The sequence below is a fragment of the Streptomyces sp. R28 genome (assembly GCF_041052385.1).
Classification (GTDB): Bacteria; Actinomycetota; Actinomycetes; order Streptomycetales; family Streptomycetaceae; genus Streptomyces.
The window spans coordinates 5,797,470-5,815,386 of record NZ_CP163439.1 but is presented as its reverse complement, the minus strand read 5'-3'; the positions used below and the strand labels follow the sequence as shown (position 1 = coordinate 5,815,386).

The following is a 17,917-nucleotide window of genomic DNA, read 5'->3' as shown; positions in this document are numbered from 1 at the left end:
TCCCGCCAGGGAGCTCTCCTGCGACGTAGCTCTCAGGTACTACGGGTATGACGGGGGCTCACCCGGTACGGGACGAGAACCGCCGGGTCACCACGCCAACTGCGCGATCTCCTCCACCACCACCGCGCACGCGTCCGCCGCCGGATCGATCAGCGGAAAGTGCCCGACGTCCTCCAGCAGCGTAAGACCGATCACCTCTCCCGCCTTCGCCGCCGCATCCGCGTACGCCTCGGCGACCGCCTGCGGGACCACGACGTCCGCGCGGCCCTGGACGAGCGTCGTCGCGATGCCGGTCGGGAGCAGGAGCGCGGGGTCGGCGTAGTGCCGACGCTCGGCGAACTCCACATCGCTGCCCAGGAGTTGGCGCGCGGCACCCCCGCAGACGTCCAGCTTGTCGGCGACCGTGAAGTCGGCGATCGGGGCCAGCGCGACCACACCCCGCAGGGCCGGGGGACGGGCGGTGCGCCAGGGGGCGCCCGCGGGGAGGACATGGCGGGCGGCCGCCCAGAGGGCCAGGTGGCCGCCGGCCGAGTGGCCCGCGAGTACGGTCCGGCGCGGATCGGCCTGCGGGAGGGCCTCCCGGACGAGCGCGGGCAGTGCGTCCAGCGCGGCGGCCACGTCGTCGAAGGTGTCCGGCCAGCGACCGGCGACCGGACCGCCGCCCGCACTCGGCTCCGCCGCACCGCCCGCGCTCGCCGCGACGTCCACGCCCTCCGCCCCCCGCCGATACTCCACATTGGCCACGGCGAAGCCCTGCCGAGCCATGAAGTTCGCGAACGGCGTGATGTGCCGCCGGTCGTACGGAGCCCGCCACGCCCCGCCGTGCAGGACGACGACCAGCGGGGCCGGGCCGCCCGGGCCGGCCTCGCCGCGCGGCGCGTAGAAGTCGATCACCTGGTCGGGGTGGTCGCCGTACGAGGCGATGGCGTCGGGATCGACGGGCGGGTGCGAGAAGGCCGACTGCTCTTCGGCGACGGCCCGGGCTGCTGCGACGTCGTCCGGCATGCTCCAACCTCTCAGCGACGAAACGATTTTGGACGAAAGCGGGGGTGGCGGGCCAGGTGGGAATTCGGCCGTAGGCGGGGACCGTATCAGGCTGGTGACGTGCGCCAACACACGGATGTCACGCTCGGTGAGGGCTAAACGGTTCTGTCGTTTCGTTACGCTGGCAGCGCGCATCGCACCACAGCTCGTACGTGCACCAAGGAGGCCGATATGTCCGCCGAACCCGGCACCGTACGTCCCGGAGGGCGTACCGCGCGTGTCCGTGCGGCCGTCCTGCGGGCGGCCGGAGATGTACTCACGGAGCAGGGTTTCGACGGCCTCGACCTCGCGGACGTCGCCCGGCGCGCCGACGTGGGCAAGACGACCGTGTACCGGCGGTGGGGCTCGGTGACGGGCCTGGTGGCCGACCTGCTCGCCGACATGGCCGAACAGTCGCTGCCACGCGAGGAGACCGGGTCCGTGCTCGGGGACCTGCGGGCCAACGCGGCGCTGGTGCAGCGGACGTTGGCGGACGTCCGGCAGGGCGCCCTGTTCCGCGCCGTCATCGCCGCGGCGACCTGCGACCAACGTACGGCGCAGGCGCTGCGGCGGTTCTACGAGGCACGGGTCGCGGAGTGGGCGCCGTGCGTTGAACAGGGCGTCGCCCGAGGGGAGTTGCCCGCCGGGACGGATGCCGAGGCGGTCGTACGGGCGGTGTCGGCGCCCCTGTACTACCAGTTGCTGACGACCGGGGTGATCCCCGACGCCCCCGCCGCGGAGCGCGCCGCGCGGGCCGCACATGCGGCTGCCGTGGCGGGGGTGTACGTCGGTTAGCGCCGCGCCGCCTGGGTCCGCGCCGCCTCCGGCAACCTCTCCCCCAGCACGTCGGCCAGCACGTCGGCCAGCACCCGCGCCGCCCGCTCCACATCCGCGAACCCGACGTACAGCGGTGTGAACCCGAAGCGCAGTACGTCCGGGCGGCGGAAGTCGCCGACCACGCCCCGCTCGATGAGCGCCTTCATCACGTCCCCGGCGCCCTCGCAGCGCAGCGCCACCTGGCTGCCGCGCTCCGCGTGGGCCACCGGAGTCACCGACTCCACGCGACCCTCCGGCACATACGCCCCGACGCACTCCAGGAAGAAGTCGGTCAGCGCGAGCGACTTGGCCCGCACCGCCTCGATCGACACACCGTCCCAGACCTCCAGCGCGGCCTCCAGGGCGAGCATGGAGAGGATGTCCGGCGTACCGACGCGACCGCGCAGTGCGCCCGCCGCCGGTTCGAACTCGCCCCGCATGCCGAAGGGATCGGCGTGGGAGTTCCAGCCGGGCAGCGGGGAGTCGAAGCGGTCCTGCAGGTCATGCCGTACGTACAGGTACGCCGGTGAACCCGGCCCGCCGTTCAGGTACTTGTACGTGCAGCCGATCGCCAGGTCGACCCCGTGCTCGTCCAGCCCCACCGGCAGCGCGCCCGCGCTGTGGCAGAGGTCCCAGACGGCGTAGGCCCCCGCCGCGTGCACCGCGGCCGTGAGCGAGGGCAGGTCATGCAGCCGGCCGGTGCGGTAGTCGACGTGGTTCAGCAGGACCGCGGCCGTACGGCCGGACAGCGCGTCCGGCACCTGCTCCGGGGTCACCGGCCGTAGCGAACACCCCGTCATCCGCGCCGCCGACTCGGCGATGTAGCCGTCCGTGGGGAAGGTCGTCGCGTCGACCAGGATCTCGTCCCGGACCGCCTCGCCGGCAATGGGGTTCGCCATCCGCACGGCGGCCACAACTGCCTTGAAAACATTGACACTTGTCGAGTCGCCGACCACGATCTGACCGGGCGCCGCGCCGACCAGGGGAGCGATCCGGTCCCCGATCCGCTCGGGCGCGTCCCACCAGCCGCTCTCGTCCCAGGAGCGGATGCGCAGCTCACCCCACTGCCGCCGTACGACGTCCTCGACCCGCCCCGGCACGTTCGCCGGCAGGGCGCCCAGGGAGTTGCCGTCGAGGTAGACGACCGCGTCATCGAGCACGAACCGCTTGCGGGCACCGGCCAGTTCGTCGGCCGCGTCCAGCGCCCCCGCCTTGGCTGCGAGCTCAGACATGGGACCTCGCCGTCCACAGCTCCGGGAACACGTTCTTCTGCGCCCGCTTCTCCAGCCAGGCCACCCCGGCCGAACCGCCCGTACCGGCCTTGGCGCCCATCGCGCGCCGGGTGGCGACGAGATGGTCGTTGCGCCAGCGCCACACCAGCTCGGCGACGTCGGTCAAGGCCTCACCCAGGCGGGCGAGCTCGGAGTCCTGGGCGCCCGCGTAGATCGAGGTCCAGACGGCCTCGACCTCGTCCGACGGCATGTACCGCTGTGAGACGTCGCGCTTGAGGACGGCCTCGGGGATGTCACAGCCGCGCCGGGCGAGGAAGCGCAGCACCTCGTCGTACAGGCTCGGCTCGTGCAGCGCCTTCTCCAGTTCCGCGTGGACGCGCGGGGCGCCGCGGTGCGGGACCAGCATGGACGCGGACTTCTCGGCGAGCAGGAACTCCATGCGCCGGTACATCGCCGACTGGAAGCCGGAGCCCTCGCCGAGGGCGCTGCGGTACGCGTTGAACTGGGCCGGCGTGAGCTGGCCGAGCGGCTTCCAGGAGGCGTTCAGTGCCTCCAGTTCCCGTACGGAACGCTTGAGCGCGTCGATCGCCACCGGCACCCGGTCCTCGCGCAGGGCGTTCGCCGCCGTCTCCCACTCGTGGACGATGACCGTGAACCACAGCTCCATCACCTGGGTCGTGACCAGGAAGACCATCTCTCCGGGGTCGTCGGAGAGGGTGTGCTGGAGGTGAGTGAGGACGTCCGCCTGTACGTAGTCCTCGTACGGCGTGGTGCCTGCGAAGTCGAGATGCGGAGTCGACGGCTCTTCAGCCTCGTGAGCCTCGTGGGACATCACTGTCTCCTGATGTAACTCCGGGTAGCGGTCCGCCCCTGCCGTTGTCGACACGGGGGCCCCGGTCCCCGCCGGGCATCTTCTTCGATGGTCCGCCGAAAAAGCAAGGCCCGCCTGATCACACAGGCGGGCCCGACAGTGGACGTACGTGTCCGGCGACTAGCCCAGGGTCTGGGCCGCCGCCAGCGAGGAGTCCTTCAGGAACTGCGTGCAGCGCTCGTACTCCTCCTGCTCGCCGATCGCTCCGGCGGCGCGGGCGAGGCCGTGCAGGGCGCGCAGGAAGCCGCGGTTCGGCTCGTGCTCCCAGGGGACGGGGCCGTGCCCCTTCCAGCCGTTCCGGCGCAGCGCGTCCAGGCCGCGGTGGTAGCCCGTCCGGGCATAGGCGTACGACTCCACGACGCTGCCCCGCTCGAACGCGTCGTCGGCCAGCTGTGCCCAGGCCAGCGAGGACGTCGGGTACTTCGCGGCGACGTCCGCGGGCGCGGTGCCGCCGGCGAGCAGCTCACGCGGCTCGGGGTCGTCGGGGAGGTGGGTCGGGGGCGGGCCCCCGAGGAGGTTCTCGTGAATCGTCATGGGTTCCAGTCTGAGGCATCGGGGGCCACGACCACGGTCCCAGCCCCCACCGCCGCCACCCGCGCGCCGCACCACCGGGATCCCCGCGCCGGAAACCCATCTCAGCCCGTCCGGCGTTTGAGGACGAGGCCCGTTCAGGGCCGAAGCGGGGTCTGGGGCGGCAGCCCCAGCGGGGTCGAAGGGGCGGAGCCCTTCAGGATGGGACGGGTAGGGGCGGCGGGGGCGAGAACCCTCCCGCCCCGCACCCGGCCGACCACCGCACGCCCCCCCGGGCCCAGCCCCCAGACGGCACCCCGCCCTAGGAGCCCTCACCCCCAGGCACCCGCCCCCGCACCGGCCGCCCCTCCAACGGCGGGGCCGTAATGCCGCCGTGTGTGTGGCATTCGGGGCGGACGCACTCCGGGGGCAGGCGGCGCACGGTCGCGAAGGCGAGGAGCGCTCCCGCCACCAGAGCCCCCGCACACAGGGTCATCGCCCGGTCAAACGCGTCGTCGAAGGCGCTCGGCGAGCGGTACGCCTCCTGCCCCATCCCGGTCAGCAGCGGCAGCGCGGCCACGGCGACAAGACCGGCCGCACGGGCCGCCGCGTTGTTGATGCCGCTGGCCAGACCCGCCCGCGCGACGTCCACGGAGGCCAGGACGGTGGCGGTCAGCGGGGCGACCAGCGTGACCAGGCCGAAGCCGAGGACGAGGACGGCAGGCAGTACGTCGGCGACGTACGAGGCGTCCGGCCCGACGCGCAGCATCAGCAGCATGCCCACCGCGCACAGCAGGGGCCCGACGGTGAGCGGGATACGCGGCCCGATCCGGTCGGCCAGGGCGCCGGAGCGGGCGGAGAACAGCAGCATCAGGACGGTCGTCGGCAGCAATGCCGTACCGGCGCCGAGGGCCGAGTAACCGGCGACGACCTGGAGCTGGAGCGCGGCGAGGAAGAAGAACCCGCCGAGGGCCGCGTACACGCACAGGGTGACGATGTTGACCGCGGTGAACTGGCGGGACGCGAAGATGTCGAGCGGCATCATCGGGTCGGGGCGCCGCTTCTCGACGAACACGAAGGCGATGCCGGCGGCCACACCGGCGACCGCGGACACGGCGACGACCACCGAGCCCTCACGGGCCTCGATCAGCGCGTACGTCACCAGGGCGAGGGACAGCGCGCCGAGCGCCGCGCCGAGCACGTCGAAGCGGCCGTGTCTGCGACCGTCCCCCGACTCGGGGACATGCCGCAGGGCCACCGGCACGCACAGCAGGGCCAGCGGGACGTTGAGCAGGAACACCCACCGCCAGCCCGGCCCGTCGACCAGCCACCCGCCCAGAAACGGCCCGATCGCCGCGCCGACGCCCCCGAACCCCGACCACAGGCCCACGGCCCGCCCCCGGTCGTCGGGATGGAAGGACGCCTGGATGAGCGCGAGCGAGCCCGGCGTGAGCAGAGCCCCGCCGATCCCCTGCAACGCCCTGGCGGCGATGAGCGTCCCGGCGTTCGGGGCGATCCCGCACAGCAGTGAGGCCGCCGCGAACCACACGACCCCGACGACGAAGACCTTGCGGCGCCCGTACCGGTCCCCCAGCGAACCGCCCAGCAGGATCAGCCCGGCCAGCGTGAGCATGTACGCGTTGACGGTCCACTGCAGCGCCGCGAGGTCGGCGTCGAGGTCGCGGCCGATGCGCGGGAGGGCGACGTTGACGACGGTCGAGTCCAGCATGGCCATGCTGGAGCCGAGGACGGTGGTGAGCAGGATCCACTTGCCCTGCGGGGAGGCCAGCCGGACGTCGGGCATGCCCCCAGGTATACAGCGAGCCCGGCGCCGTAGACAGGCGCCGGGCTCGGAAGCTCCCCGAGAGAGACCCGGAGAACTGCAAAGAACCGCGGAGAACCGCGGAGAACCGCGGAGAACCGCGGAGAACCGCGGAGAACCGCGGAGAACTACTTGATCTTCGTACCCGTCGAGCGCAGGTTCGAGCAGGCCTCCGTCACGCGCGCGGCCATGCTCGCCTCGGCGAGCTTGCCCCAGGTCCGCGGGTCGTAGGTCTTCTTGTTGCCGACCTCGCCGTCGACCTTCAGGACACCGTCGTAGTTCTGGAACATGTGGGCCGCCACCGGACGCGTGAAGGCGTACTGCGTGTCGGTGTCGATGTTCATCTTGACGACGCCGTTCTCCAGCGCGGTCGCGATCTCCTCGGCGGAGGAGCCGGAGCCGCCGTGGAAGACGAAGTCGAACGGGGACGCCTTGCCGTACTTGGCGGCGACGCCCTCGTTCAGCTCCTTCAGCAGCTCGGGGCGGAGCACGACGTTGCCCGGCTTGTACACACCGTGGACGTTGCCGAAGGAGGCGGCCAGCAGGTAGCGCCCCTTCTCACCGAGACCGAGGGCCTCGACCGTACGGATGGCGTCGTCGACCGTGGTGTACAGCGAGTCGTTGATCTCGTGCGAGACGCCGTCCTCCTCGCCACCGGTCGGGGTGATCTCGACCTCGAGGATGATCTTCGCGGCGCGGGCGCGCTCCAGCAGCTCCTGCGCGATGGACAGGTTGTCGGCGAGGGTCTCGGCCGAGCCGTCCCACATGTGCGACTGGAACAGCGGGTTCTCACCGCGCGCGACCCGCTCCTCCGACACCGCGAGCAGCGGACGTACGTACCCGTCGAGCTTGTCCTTCGGGCAGTGGTCCGTGTGCAGGGCGACGGTGATGTCGTACTTCTTGGCGACGATGTGCGCGAACTCGGCCAGGGCGACGGCGCCGGTGACCATGTCCTTGCTGTGCTGGCCGCCGAGGAACTCCGCACCACCCGTGGAGATCTGGATGATGCCGTCGCTCTCGGCCTCCGCGAAGCCGCGCAGCGCAGCGTGCAAGGTCTGGGTCGAGGTCACGTTGATGGCCGGGTAGGCGAACTTGCCTGCCTTCGCCCGGTCGAGCATCTCGTTGTAGACCTCGGGGGTTGCGATGGGCATCTGTCCGCTCCTTGGAGTGTGCGGGTTGACGTACTGCGTACGTAACTGCGTACGGCGTTCTTCTTACGGCCCTGACCTAGACCTTGGGGGGTTGTGACGTCGTCGTCGGCCCCATCTTTCCAGACGAACCGGGATGGTCCGAGCGTCTGTCATCAGCCGAGACGGCTGTCCTTGGGGACCGCGGTCAGTCCAGCCCGAGCTCGTCCTTGGAGTACGCGAAGAGGTACGGCACCCCCGCGCCCGCCTGGATCTTCTCGGCGGCGCCAGTGGCCCGGTCGACGATCGTCGCGACGGCGACGACCTCGGCCCCCGCCTCACGCACGGCCTCGACGGCGGTGAGCGGCGAACCGCCGGTGGTGGAGGTGTCCTCGACGACGAGAACCCGCCGCCCCGCGATGTCCGGCCCCTCGACCTGCCGCTGGAGCCCGTGCGCCTTGGCGGCCTTGCGCACGACGAAGGCGTCGAGGCGCCTGCCGCGCGCGGCGGCGGCGTGCAGCATCGCGGCGGCGACGGGGTCGGCGCCCATGGTGAGCCCGCCGACCGCGTCGAACTCCAGCTCCGCGGTCAGGTCGAGCAGCACCTGCCCGACCAGCGGAGCCGCCTCCCCGTCGAGGGTGATCCGCCGAAGGTCGACGTAGTAGTCGGCTTCCAGCCCCGACGACAGGGTCACCTTGCCGTGCACCACGGCCTTGTCCTTGATCTGCTCCAGCAGATCGCCACGTACGTCAGTCATGCCGCCCAGCTTAGAGGCGCCGCCAGCTCCAGACGGTGGTGGCTTCGAGCGGCTCCAGGGGCGTGACCAGGCGAGGCAGGCTGTTGAGCCCGTTGGGCGGCCCGGTCTGCGGCTCGACACACACGGCGGCCTCCTGCTCGTCGTACACGACGACCCACTCCTGACGGCCGGCCACCTTCAGCTCCAGCTGCCCCGGCCAGGTGAGCGTGACGTCCACGCCGTCGGGCATGCCGAAGCAGTCGTCCCAGGGCCCCGGCTTCGGCTCGATGCGGTTCCCGGTGGGGAGGTGATCGTCGCCGCGCTCCTCCTGCCAGGCCGGGCTGAAGTCGAGCCGGACGTCCTGGGCGCCGTCGCCGCCGAGGTTCCGGTTGAACCAGGGGTGCCAGCCGATCTGGGCCGGGAAGGACGTCTCGTACGTCTCGACGGAGATGGTGAGGCTGAGACTGTCGGGGGTGAGCGCGACGACCTGCGTGACGCGCCCGGTGTAGGGCCAGGGCTCGACCAGGTCGTACGTGATGACCGCCTCGCCGTCGGTGACCCGGGCGACGCGCCAGGCGCCGTCCCGTACGGTGCCGTGGATGGCGTTCGGCGGGGCGTTGAGCGGCATCTGCCGCACCACGGCCCCGTCCAGGAACCGCCCGTCCCGGATCCGCCCGCACCAGGGAACCATCGGGAAACACCCGAACCGCTCCCCCTGCCGCAACAACTCGGTCCCCCCGACGCGCAGCCCTCCGACCCGCCCGCCGTTCCCCGGCAGCACGTCCACCTCCGCGTCACCCGCGGTCAGCGTGATGTCTTCGTTACTCACGGGACGACCCTACTGGGGCGATCTTGGCGTCGGCAGTCGCTTTCCAGCGCCGGTCCGTGCATCTCAGCCCGTCTGGGGGCCGCAGGCTCCAGGGGCCCGGGGGCGAACCCCTCAGCGGCGCCGCCGAAGCATCCGGCCCACCACGATCGCCGACGCCACCACCACCGCCGCCGCCGGAGCCGCCCACCGCAACGCAGAACTCGGCGTAACCGTCTGCGGCGCCGGAACCGGCGCATAACGCCCCCGCGGCGGGGCATGGTCCACTTCCTCCGCACTACGCCCGATCATCGTCCGCCGAGCATGAGCCGCCTCAGCGACGGCGGGCTCCCCGGCCCCGGCATCCCGGTCCTCGGCGCCCGAGACACCCTTGGCGCCCTTGGCACTCTCGGCACTCTTGGCGCCCTCGGCGTTCTCAGGCTCATCGGCCACCGGCTCGGCCGACGCCGACTCCGGCCCTGGCCCCGGCACCGGCGCCGCGGCGTCATCCGCATCCGGCGTCGTCTCGAAGTCACTGGTGACCCGCGTTTCGAACTCCCCGGGCGCCAAGGTCTCCAGGGTCTCCCCGGCATCGCCGGCCTCTTCCTCCCCCAGCGCCGCCGACGTCTCCCCCGCGACCACCCCGAGCTGCTCCCCGAACCGGCTCAGCAGCCGGGCCACTGCCGACCCGACCGCCTCCGTCGAGAACTCCGCGACCCGCCCGTCCGCCGAAGCAGTCCCCTCGAACGTCACGGCGGAGCCACCGTCGGCCTCCCGGACCCGCACCGTCAACGCGAGCTTCACGGAACCGCTGCCCCGCGCCTCGGTCGCATCGCCCGCCACGGCGTACGAACCGTCCTCGCGCTCGGACACCCGCACGGCACCCCCGTAGGTGATGGTGTGACCGCCGACGCGCACTTTCAGCCGCCCGGCGACGGGCTCGGCACCGGCGTCCTGCTGGAGCCCGGGGACCGCCCGGGCAACCCGTACGGGATCGGCCAGCACCTCCCTGAGCCGCTCGGCCGCAACCGGAACGAACACCTCATGCTCCATGAGGCCCGAGCCTACCCAGCATGGCGTGAAGCGCACCCACACATACGGGGATTCTCACCGGGCGCCCTCCCGCCGGGCGTATCCTCCCCGCTCCGCCCCTCAGTACCGCGGATGCACCAACGTCGACACCCCCAGCCCCCCGACCCGACTCCCCTCCGCCGCCCACGCGTCCGCCACCAGCCCCTCCTGCGTCAGCGTCCCCAGCCGCGGCGCCCCCTCCCCCGCCCCGAGCCGCAGCGCCGGCCGCTCCCCCCGCGCCGCCAGGATCAACCCCCAGTCGTGCGGTGCCCGCGTCGGGCCCGCCGAGCGGTCGGGGCCCAGGGCGAAGCCGGACTCGCGGCCCCTGACGCGGTACGGGGCCGTGCACAGACCCGCCGCGCGGAGGGTGGTGTCGACCGTCCAGAACAGGCGGGGGCGGGAGGAGACCGGGCCGGCGTGCACCGCGAGGCGTCCGCGTGGGGTCAGGGCGCGGCGGACGAGGCCGTAGAACTCCTGTGAGTACAGCTTCGTGCTGGCGGTGATACCGGGGTCGGGCAGGTCCGAGATGACGACGTCGTACAGCGCCGGCGGCGTCGCCCGCAGCCGGCGGAAGGCGTCGCCCGTCATGACGTGGACGCGGGGGTCGTCGTAGGCGTGACGGTTGAGCTTCGACAGGGGCGGGTCCCGGCGCGCCAGCCGCACCACCCCGGCGTCGGCCTCGACCAGGTCGACCCGCCGCACCCCGGGGTAGCGCAGTACCTCGCGAGCCGCCAGCCCGTCCCCGCCACCGAGGATCAGTACCCGCGTGTGCTCGCCGTTCATCGCGGGGTGGACCAGCGCCTCGTGGTAGCGGCGTTCGTCGCGGCCGCTGACCCGGAGGCGGCCGTCGAGGAAGAGGTCGAGGGGGCGGCCGTGCGTGCCGCCGGTGATGACGACCTCCTGGACGTCCGTCTGGACCGCCACCCGTACGTCCCGCCCGTACACCGCGTGCCGGGCCGCCCGTTCGAAGTCGTCGACGAGTACGGCGGCCGCGGCGAGGACGCCGAGCACCGTGAGGTTGGCGATCACCAGCAGCCAGCGGGCGCGGCGGGTCAGGTCCCCGCGGAACAGGCCGAGGACCAGCGCGCCGCCCGCGACGGCGTTGACGGCGCCGGTGATCAGGGTCGCGGTCAACTGGCCCAGCAGGGGCAGGAGGAGGAAGGGGAAGGCGAGGCCGCCGACGAGGGCGCCGACGTAGTCCGCGGCGAACAGGTCGGCCACCGCACCGCCGGCGTCCTGGCGCCGGATGCGCTGGATCAGCTCCATCAGCAGCGGCACTTCGGCGCCGATCAGCAGACCGATGGTGAGGGAGAAGGCGACGAGGAGGCAGCGGGGGCCGTTGGCCCACAGGCCGCCCCAGTCGCCGGTCCAGGCGAAGACGGCGTACAGGGCGAGCGCGCTGCAGCCGCCGACGAGGGCGAGTACGGCCTCGACGGCCCCGAAGCCGGCTGCGGCGAGCGGGCGCAGGCGCTTGGCGCAGAGGGAGCCGATGCCCATCGCGAAGACCATGACGGACAGCACGACGGAGGCCTGGGTGACCGAGTCACCGATCAAGTACGAGGCGAGGGCGACGAGTTCGAGTTCGTACACGAGCCCGCAGGCGGCGCAGACGAAGACGCCCGTGAGGACCAGGAACCGCCCCGTGCCCGGCCGGACCGGAAGCCGCGCGCAGCCGCCCCGGGACGGCGCTGCGCCGGGTGGGGCGGGGGCGTGCGGCTCGATCACGTTGCCGACGGTACGTTACGCCTGCGGCACGCTGGGTCACCCACACGTGTGTTGTTGACGCGGGGGACGTTTGCGTCGCCGCCCGGGTGCCGTCGGCCCGGACCCTCGGCTCAGGCCCCGAACGGGCCTCGTGCTCACACTGCTTCGGAGGGGGCACCCTCGGACCGTCTGAGGGATCCTGGCCGGCACCGAGGCGCACCCGTGACCACCCGCACCCCCACCCGCGTCCGCGTGGCCACCAACTGCCCGTCCTGTGGATAGGCGTGCCACGTCCGCCAGTGCATCTGGCCTTCGTGGTGCTGGGCCAGCAGCGCTGTGAAGGCGTGCGGGCTGCCGGGGAACACGCCGGCGAGGCCGTGCGGGTGGTCGGCCACCAGTGCCAGCAACTCCTGTGCGCGGCCCGCGAACTGACCCGGTGACAGGACCTCCACCCGGGCTGCGAACTCGTACTCCCAGTCGCCCACCCGCTTGGCCACACCGAGCGGCAGCGGCGTGCTGCTGCCCGGCATGCATGCCACCGTCTCCGAGCAGATGCCCCGCTCCTCCTGCAGGAGTACCTGGTGGGACGCGCCGAGCAGTCTCAACTCAAGCTTTGCGCCGGTCAGTTCGAGGTCGAGTGTGGCCAGCGCGGGCAGCGGGTCCCGCCCCAGGGCCCAGGCGAGGTCGGCCGCGCGCGTGTCGGTATAGGCGGTGTTCAGGGTCGTGAGCATGGATGGGCTCCGCTAGCACGCAAAGAAAGGGAGGTATCGGTCTCCGGCGCACCCCCGGCCGACACCGGGAGGTCGGCCGGGTCAGCCCAGTCGGCCGGTCAGAAGGAGTGTCCGCGGGACGTCCGAGGGGCTGCGTTGGTGAATTTCACTGAATCATGAACGGTGGCGCCACCACAGCGTTTTTACCCAAGTTCGTAGGGTTTCCATCCCTCAGAGGGCTTATCAGCTCAACTGTTCAACTCCGGCGTGCGCCGGGGCGCACCTACCCCCGCCGAAAGCCGTGCGAAAACAGCAAAGCGGGGCCGGTCCAGGCGCCGGCCCCGCTCCCTCCGGATGCGGTTCCCCCTCGGGAACTCAGCTGCCCCGTGTCAGCTGCTGCCGCCACCGCATCCGCCCCCGCCACCGCCCCCTCCGCAGGACGACCCGCCACCGCACGACGACCCGCCTCCGCACGACGAGCCGCCCCCACAGGACGAGCCGCCGCTGTCTCCCCCGCCAGCCCACCAGCTGCCGCTTCCACTGCCGTGCGAGCCGCCCCGACGGCTGTGCGTGCGGTGGGCCGGACCTCCGCCGGCACGTGCGACGGACACGACGATCACTACGAACCCCACTGCGACCAGCGCCCCCACGATGACTATCGTCATGGCGTCAGCCTCCTTCCGTTCCCCCGAAGCGGACCGAGGCGTCCCCCCGTGGGCGCCTCCCGCTCGGTGCGTGGGAGTCAGATGCCCGGCCGTCTCACGACCCAAAGCAGAGTTGAGCAAGTCCAGAGCTTGGGCGGAGGATGACCGGCATGACCTCCATTTCCCGCCCCCTGCTCAATCGCCGCCTCGCCGAGTTCGGGACGACGATCTTCGCCGAGATGTCCGCACTGGCCCTGCGGACCGGGTCCATCAACCTGGGTCAGGGCTTCCCCGACACCGACGGCCCCGAGGAGGTCCGCGAGGCGGCCGTACGGGCCCTGCGGGACGGGCGCGGCAACCAGTACCCGCCGGGTCCCGGCGTCCCCGAGCTGCGAGGCGCCGTCGCCGCCCACCAGAAGCGGCGCTACGGGCTGTCGTACGACCCGGACACGGAGGTCCTGGTCACCGCGGGCGCCACCGAGGCCATCGCGGCCACGCTGCTCGCGCTGCTGGAGCCCGGCGACGAGGTCATCGCCTTCGAGCCGTACTACGACTCCTACGCGGCCTGCATCGCCATGGCGGGCGGCACGCGCGGGCCGGTCACCCTGCGCCCGGGCGAGGGCAGCTTCCGGCTCGATCTGGACGAGCTGCGCGCCGCGGTGACGGACCGCACCCGGCTGCTGCTCATCAACACCCCGCACAACCCCACCGGCACGGTCCTCACCCGCGAGGAGCTGGCCGCGATCGCCGAGCTGGCGGTCGAGCGGGACCTGCTCGTCGTGACCGACGAGGTGTACGAGCACCTGGTCTTCGACGGCGCCGAGCACCTTCCACTCGCCACGTTCCCGGGTATGCGGGAGCGGACGGTGACCATCGGGTCGGCGGGCAAGACGTTCTCCTTCACCGGCTGGAAGGTCGGCTGGGTGAGCGCGCCGTCCGGCCTGGTCACGGCGGTGCGGTCGGCGAAGCAGTTCCTGACGTACGTCTCGTCGGGGCCGTTCCAGTACGCCGTCGCCGAGGCCCTCGCCCTTCCCGACAGCTACTTCGCGGCCTTCCGCGCGGACATGCTGGCCAAGCGGGACCTGCTGGCGGCGGGTCTGACGGAGGCGGGGTTCGAGGTCTTCAAGCCCGCGGGCACCTACTTCATCACCACCGACATCCGGCCACTCGGCGAGTCGGACGGCTTCGCCTTCTGCCGCGCGCTGCCGGAGCGGGCCGGGGTGGTCGCCATCCCCAACGCGGTCTTCTACGACCACCGGGAGGCGGGGGCGCCGTTCGTACGGTTCGCGTTCTGCAAGCAGACGGCGGTCCTGGAGGAGGCGGTGCGCCGGCTCAAGTCCCTGGCGGGCTGACCCCTCCTCGCCGGAGGGTTACCCACAGCCTGTGGACAGGCGCCGCGGCGCAGACGGCGAGAGCCCGGCCCGGCACGCGGCCGTGATGGCCGGTGCCCTGGCCGGGCTCTCCCTCGCCCACGGCGCGTACCCGGTCGTGATCGCCGGTACGCCGCCGTAGGCCGCGCCTGCTGTCGCGGCTTACTCGCCGTCTTCTTCCTCGGGCTTCTCCGCCTCGTTGATCTCCTGCTCCAGGCCGAGCTGCTCCACGAGCCACTTGTCGAACTCGATGGCGGCCCGCACCCAGCTGACCGTCGACGAGACGAAGTGCTCCAGGCTCACGCCGGTGCCGATCAGCATCTGCGCCTCGCCGATCAGGCGGACGGTGCCGTCGTCGTGCGTGTGGCTGTAGACCTTCGGCCACAGGGTCCGGCGGTTCCAGTCGTCGATCGACTCCAGAAGCAGGGGCTTCTCGTCGATCTTGTGGGGCCGGTCGTAGAACGTCCGCACCGAGAAGACCGCCTGGTCGTCCTCGCCACGGAACATGAAATACGTACGGAACTGCTCCCACGGCGCCGCGAGGTCACCCTCGTCGTCGACGACGTACTTCAGCTCCATCTGGTCCAGGAGCTGCTTCACGAGGTCCTGATCCGGGACAACGGGGCCGGGCGGCGGGCCGGGCTGCGGCTGCTGCTGACCCCCGAAGTTCGGAATCGAGGACGGGTCGATGCTCACCGTGATTTTCCCTTCGTACGGATTCCGCCATCCTCCCCCATCCGGGGAGGGGGGTGGCAAGCCCCGCCGGGGCTGTCAGCCCTCGGCTGACTCGATCCGGTCACTCCTGGCGGGTACCCGGACCTACCGGGTACCCGCCATCACGGCTTCTTGCCGGGTCACAGCGTCTTTCCGGTCGCCGGCCCCACGATCAGACCGTCCCCGAAGGCGTCCACCCGGACCGTGTCGCCGTCCTTGATCTCGCCGGAGAGGATCTCCTTGGCCAGGCGGTCGCCGATCGCGGTCTGGATGAGGCGGCGCAGGGGGCGGGCACCGTAGGCCGGGTCGTTGCCCTCGTCGGCGAGCCAGGCCAGGGCCCCGGGGGTGACCTCCAGGGACAGCCGGCGCTCGGCCAGCCGCTTGGCCAGGCGGTCGATCTGGAGCTGCGCGATCCGCGCCAGCTCGTCCTTCGCCAGGGCCGAGAAGACCACCAGGTCGTCCAGGCGGTTGAGGAACTCCGGCTTGAAGGAGGACCGGACCACCTCCAGCACCTGCTCCTTCTTCTCCGCCTCGCTGGTGATCGGGTCGACCAGGAACTGGCTGCCCAGGTTCGACGTCAGCACCAGGATCGCGTTGCGGAAGTCGACCGTACGGCCCTGACCGTCCGTCAGCCGCCCGTCGTCCAGCACCTGCAGCAGGATGTCGAAGACCTCGGGGTGCGCCTTCTCCACCTCGTCGAGCAGCACGACGCTGTACGGCCGCCTGCGCACCGCCTCGGTCAGCTGGCCGCCCTCCTCGTAGCCGACGTAACCGGGAGGCGCGCCGACCAGCCGGGCCACGGTGTGCTTCTCGCCGTACTCCGACATGTCGATGCGGACCATCGCCCGCTCGTCGTCGAAGAGGAAGTCGGCGAGGGCCTTGGCGAGTTCGGTCTTGCCGACGCCGGTCGGGCCGAGGAAGAGGAAGGAGCCGGTCGGGCGGTCGGGGTCGGCGATGCCGGCGCGGGTGCGCCGCACGGCGTCGGACACGGCCCGCACGGCCTCGGTCTGGCCGATGAGCCGCTTGCCCAGCTCCTCCTCCATGCGCAGGAGTTTCTGGGTCTCGCCCTCCAGGAGGCGGCCCGCGGGGATGCCGGTCCAGGCGGCGACGGTGTCGGCGATGTCGTCCGAGCCGACCTCCTCCTTGACCATCGTGCTCTTGGCGGCTTCCTCCTCGGCCTGCGAGGCGGCCTCCAAGTCCCGCTCCAGGGCCGGGATCTCGCCGTAGAGCAGCTTGCTGGCGGTGTCGAAGTCGCCGTCGCGCTGGGCGCGTTCGGCCTGTCCGCGCGCCTCGTCGAGCCGTTCCTTCAGCTCGCCGACGCGGTTGAGGGACTGCTTCTCCTTCTCCCAGCGGGCGGTCAGCCCCCTGAGCTCCTCCTCCTTGTCGGCGAGATCGCGGCGCAGCCGCTCCAGGCGCTCACGGGAGGCCGGGTCGGTCTCCTTCTCCAGCGCCAGCTCCTCCATCTTCAACCGGTCGACGGCACGCTGGAGTTCGTCGATCTCGACCGGGGAGGAGTCGATCTCCATGCGGAGCCGGGAAGCCGCCTCGTCGACCAGGTCGATGGCCTTGTCGGGCAGGAACCGGGAGGTGATGTAACGGTCGGAGAGCGACGCCGCCGCCACCAGCGCGCTGTCCGCGATCTGCACCTTGTGGTGGGCCTCGTAGCGCCCCTTGAGCCCGCGGAGGATGGCGATGGTGTCCTCCACCGTGGGCTCGGCGACGAGCACCTGCTGGAAGCGGCGCTCCAGCGCGGGGTCCTTCTCGATCCGCTCGCGGTACTCGTCGAGCGTCGTGGCACCGACCATGCGCAGCTCACCGCGGGCGAGCATGGGCTTGAGCATGTTCCCGGCGTCCATGGCGGAGTCGCCGCCGGCACCGGCGCCCACGACCGTGTGCAGCTCGTCGATGAAGGTGATGATCTGCCCGTCGGAGTCCTTGATCTCCGCGAGCACGGTCTTCAGCCGCTCCTCGAACTCACCCCGGTACTTGGCCCCGGCGACCATGGCACTGATGTCGAGCGCGACGAGCCGCTTGTCCTTGAGGGACTCGGGCACGTCCCCCTTGACGATCCGCTGGGCGAGCCCTTCCACGACGGCGGTCTTGCCGACGCCGGGCTCACCGATGAGGACGGGATTGTTCTTGGTCCGCCGGGAGAGCACCTGCACGACCCGTCGGATCTCCTGATCCCGCCCGATGACGGGATCGAGCTTGCCTTCCCGCGCGGCGGCCGTGAAGTCGGTGCCGAACTTCTCCAGCGCCTTGTACTGCCCCTCGGGGTCGGCGCTGGTCACCCGGCGCCCGCCGCGCGCCTTACGGAAGGCGTCCAGCAGCTTCTTCGCACCGGCGCCCTGCTGGGCGAGCACGTCACCCGCCTGACCGCCCTTGGCGGCGATGCCGATGAGGAGGTGCTCGGTGGAGAGGTACTCGTCCCCGAGCTCCTTGGCCCGCTCCTGGGCGTCCGCGATCACGGCGAGCAGCTCACGGTTGGGCTGCGGGGGCGCGACGGTGGATCCGGTCACGCTGGGCAGCGCGGCGAGCACCTTCTCGGCGCCGACGCGCACGGCCGCCTGATCGGCATCCACGGCGGCCAGCAGATCGACGATGTTCTCGTTGTCCTGCCCCTGGAGCAGAGCGAGGAGCAGGTGGGCAGGGGTGAGGTCCGCGTGCCCCCCGGTGAGGGCCCGGTTGCTGGCCGCGTTGATCGCGTCCCGGCTCCTGTTGGTCAGCTCGGCATCCACGTTGGCGTTCTCCTCCTGGCGTCA

The 17,917-nt window shown here is 71.8% G+C and carries 16 protein-coding genes; 3 read left to right on the top strand and 13 right to left on the bottom strand.

Features of this window, described 5'->3' with window-relative positions; all coding sequences use genetic code 11:
• Positions 1 to 87: 87 nt before the first annotated feature.
• Entirely contained in the window at positions 88 to 1,005 is a 918-nt protein-coding gene (locus AB5J49_RS25950) for an alpha/beta hydrolase (protein ID WP_369171098.1), read from the bottom strand.
• Positions 1,006 to 1,215: 210 nt separating this feature from the next.
• On the opposite strand from AB5J49_RS25950, the gene AB5J49_RS25945 reads away from it, so the two are divergent.
• Entirely contained in the window at positions 1,216 to 1,818 is a 603-nt protein-coding gene (locus AB5J49_RS25945) for a TetR/AcrR family transcriptional regulator (protein ID WP_369171097.1), read from the top strand.
• Here the strand turns inward: AB5J49_RS25945 and kynU are convergent.
• The 10 genes from kynU to AB5J49_RS25895 form a co-directional block, all read right to left on the bottom strand.
• A complete protein-coding gene (gene kynU / locus AB5J49_RS25940) occupies positions 1,815 to 3,071 on the bottom strand; it encodes a kynureninase (protein ID WP_369171095.1) in 1,257 nt (418 codons plus the stop codon). The two genes, AB5J49_RS25945 and kynU, sit on opposite strands and share 4 nt — an antisense overlap.
• Positions 3,064 to 3,903 (bottom strand): tryptophan 2,3-dioxygenase family protein, encoded by an 840-nt coding sequence (locus AB5J49_RS25935; protein WP_369171094.1) that lies wholly within the window; start codon positions 3,901 to 3,903, stop codon positions 3,064 to 3,066. Before AB5J49_RS25935 ends, kynU begins: the two co-directional genes overlap by 8 nt.
• 159 nt (positions 3,904 to 4,062) lie before the next feature.
• Positions 4,063 to 4,476, bottom strand: coding sequence for a DUF3151 domain-containing protein (locus AB5J49_RS25930; RefSeq protein WP_369171093.1), 414 nt, complete (start codon positions 4,474 to 4,476; stop codon positions 4,063 to 4,065).
• 298 nt (positions 4,477 to 4,774) lie between these two features.
• Complete coding sequence (locus tag AB5J49_RS25925) at positions 4,775 to 6,256, bottom strand: MFS transporter (protein ID WP_369171092.1); 1,482 nt, start codon at positions 6,254 to 6,256, stop codon at positions 4,775 to 4,777.
• A 146-nt stretch (positions 6,257 to 6,402) separates the two neighbouring features.
• Positions 6,403 to 7,425 (bottom strand): class II fructose-bisphosphate aldolase, encoded by a 1,023-nt coding sequence (gene fbaA / locus AB5J49_RS25920; protein ID WP_369171091.1) that lies wholly within the window; start codon positions 7,423 to 7,425, stop codon positions 6,403 to 6,405.
• Positions 7,426 to 7,609: 184 nt separating this feature from the next.
• Complete coding sequence (gene pyrE, locus AB5J49_RS25915) at positions 7,610 to 8,158, bottom strand: orotate phosphoribosyltransferase (protein ID WP_369171090.1); 549 nt, start codon at positions 8,156 to 8,158, stop codon at positions 7,610 to 7,612.
• A gap of 10 nt (positions 8,159 to 8,168) precedes the next feature.
• Positions 8,169 to 8,966: an aldose 1-epimerase gene (locus AB5J49_RS25910; RefSeq protein WP_369171088.1), complete on the bottom strand. Its 798-nt coding sequence runs from the start codon at positions 8,964 to 8,966 to the stop codon at positions 8,169 to 8,171.
• A 111-nt stretch (positions 8,967 to 9,077) separates the two neighbouring features.
• A complete protein-coding gene (locus AB5J49_RS25905) occupies positions 9,078 to 9,995 on the bottom strand; it encodes an SRPBCC domain-containing protein (protein WP_369171087.1) in 918 nt (305 codons plus the stop codon).
• A 99-nt stretch (positions 9,996 to 10,094) separates the two neighbouring features.
• On the bottom strand, positions 10,095 to 11,738 hold the full coding sequence (locus AB5J49_RS25900) for a polyamine aminopropyltransferase (protein ID WP_369171085.1): 1,644 nt from the start codon (positions 11,736 to 11,738) through the stop codon (positions 10,095 to 10,097).
• Between the two features lie 134 nt (positions 11,739 to 11,872).
• Positions 11,873 to 12,448, bottom strand: a complete 576-nt coding sequence (locus tag AB5J49_RS25895; RefSeq protein WP_369171083.1) for a DUF2617 family protein — start codon at positions 12,446 to 12,448, stop codon at positions 11,873 to 11,875.
• 784 nt (positions 12,449 to 13,232) lie between these two features.
• Between AB5J49_RS25895 and AB5J49_RS25890 the strand changes: the two genes are divergently transcribed.
• Complete coding sequence (locus tag AB5J49_RS25890; protein ID WP_369171082.1) at positions 13,233 to 14,423, top strand: pyridoxal phosphate-dependent aminotransferase; 1,191 nt, start codon at positions 13,233 to 13,235, stop codon at positions 14,421 to 14,423.
• A gap of 31 nt (positions 14,424 to 14,454) precedes the next feature.
• A complete protein-coding gene (locus tag AB5J49_RS25885) occupies positions 14,455 to 14,583 on the top strand; it encodes a hypothetical protein (RefSeq protein ID WP_369171080.1) in 129 nt (42 codons plus the stop codon).
• A 20-nt stretch (positions 14,584 to 14,603) separates the two neighbouring features.
• Here the strand turns inward: AB5J49_RS25885 and AB5J49_RS25880 are convergent, their stop codons facing one another.
• Positions 14,604 to 15,137: a YbjN domain-containing protein gene (locus tag AB5J49_RS25880; protein ID WP_369171079.1), complete on the bottom strand. Its 534-nt coding sequence runs from the start codon at positions 15,135 to 15,137 to the stop codon at positions 14,604 to 14,606.
• A gap of 158 nt (positions 15,138 to 15,295) precedes the next feature.
• Complete coding sequence (gene clpB, locus AB5J49_RS25875) at positions 15,296 to 17,893, bottom strand: ATP-dependent chaperone ClpB (protein WP_369171078.1); 2,598 nt, start codon at positions 17,891 to 17,893, stop codon at positions 15,296 to 15,298.
• Positions 17,894 to 17,917: the final 24 nt, after the last annotated feature.

Bases quoted from the DNA above. Each gene is read 5' to 3' on its own strand.
- AB5J49_RS25945 (WP_369171097.1), top strand. From the start codon at position 1,216: ATGTCCGCCGAACCCGGCACCGTACGTCCCGGAGGGCGTACCGCGCGT.
- AB5J49_RS25895 (WP_369171083.1), bottom strand. From the start codon at position 12,448: ATGCTCACGACCCTGAACACCGCCTATACCGACACGCGCGCGGCCGAC.
- AB5J49_RS25930 (WP_369171093.1), bottom strand. From the start codon at position 4,476: ATGACGATTCACGAGAACCTCCTCGGGGGCCCGCCCCCGACCCACCTC.
- fbaA (WP_369171091.1), bottom strand. From the start codon at position 7,425: ATGCCCATCGCAACCCCCGAGGTCTACAACGAGATGCTCGACCGGGCG.
- AB5J49_RS25890 (WP_369171082.1), top strand. From the start codon at position 13,233: ATGACCGGCATGACCTCCATTTCCCGCCCCCTGCTCAATCGCCGCCTC.
- kynU (WP_369171095.1), bottom strand. From the start codon at position 3,071: ATGTCTGAGCTCGCAGCCAAGGCGGGGGCGCTGGACGCGGCCGACGAA.
- AB5J49_RS25935 (WP_369171094.1), bottom strand. From the start codon at position 3,903: ATGTCCCACGAGGCTCACGAGGCTGAAGAGCCGTCGACTCCGCATCTC.
- AB5J49_RS25950 (WP_369171098.1), bottom strand. From the start codon at position 1,005: ATGCCGGACGACGTCGCAGCAGCCCGGGCCGTCGCCGAAGAGCAGTCG.
- AB5J49_RS25925 (WP_369171092.1), bottom strand. From the start codon at position 6,256: ATGCCCGACGTCCGGCTGGCCTCCCCGCAGGGCAAGTGGATCCTGCTC.
- AB5J49_RS25905 (WP_369171087.1), bottom strand. From the start codon at position 9,995: ATGGAGCATGAGGTGTTCGTTCCGGTTGCGGCCGAGCGGCTCAGGGAG.
- pyrE (WP_369171090.1), bottom strand. From the start codon at position 8,158: ATGACTGACGTACGTGGCGATCTGCTGGAGCAGATCAAGGACAAGGCC.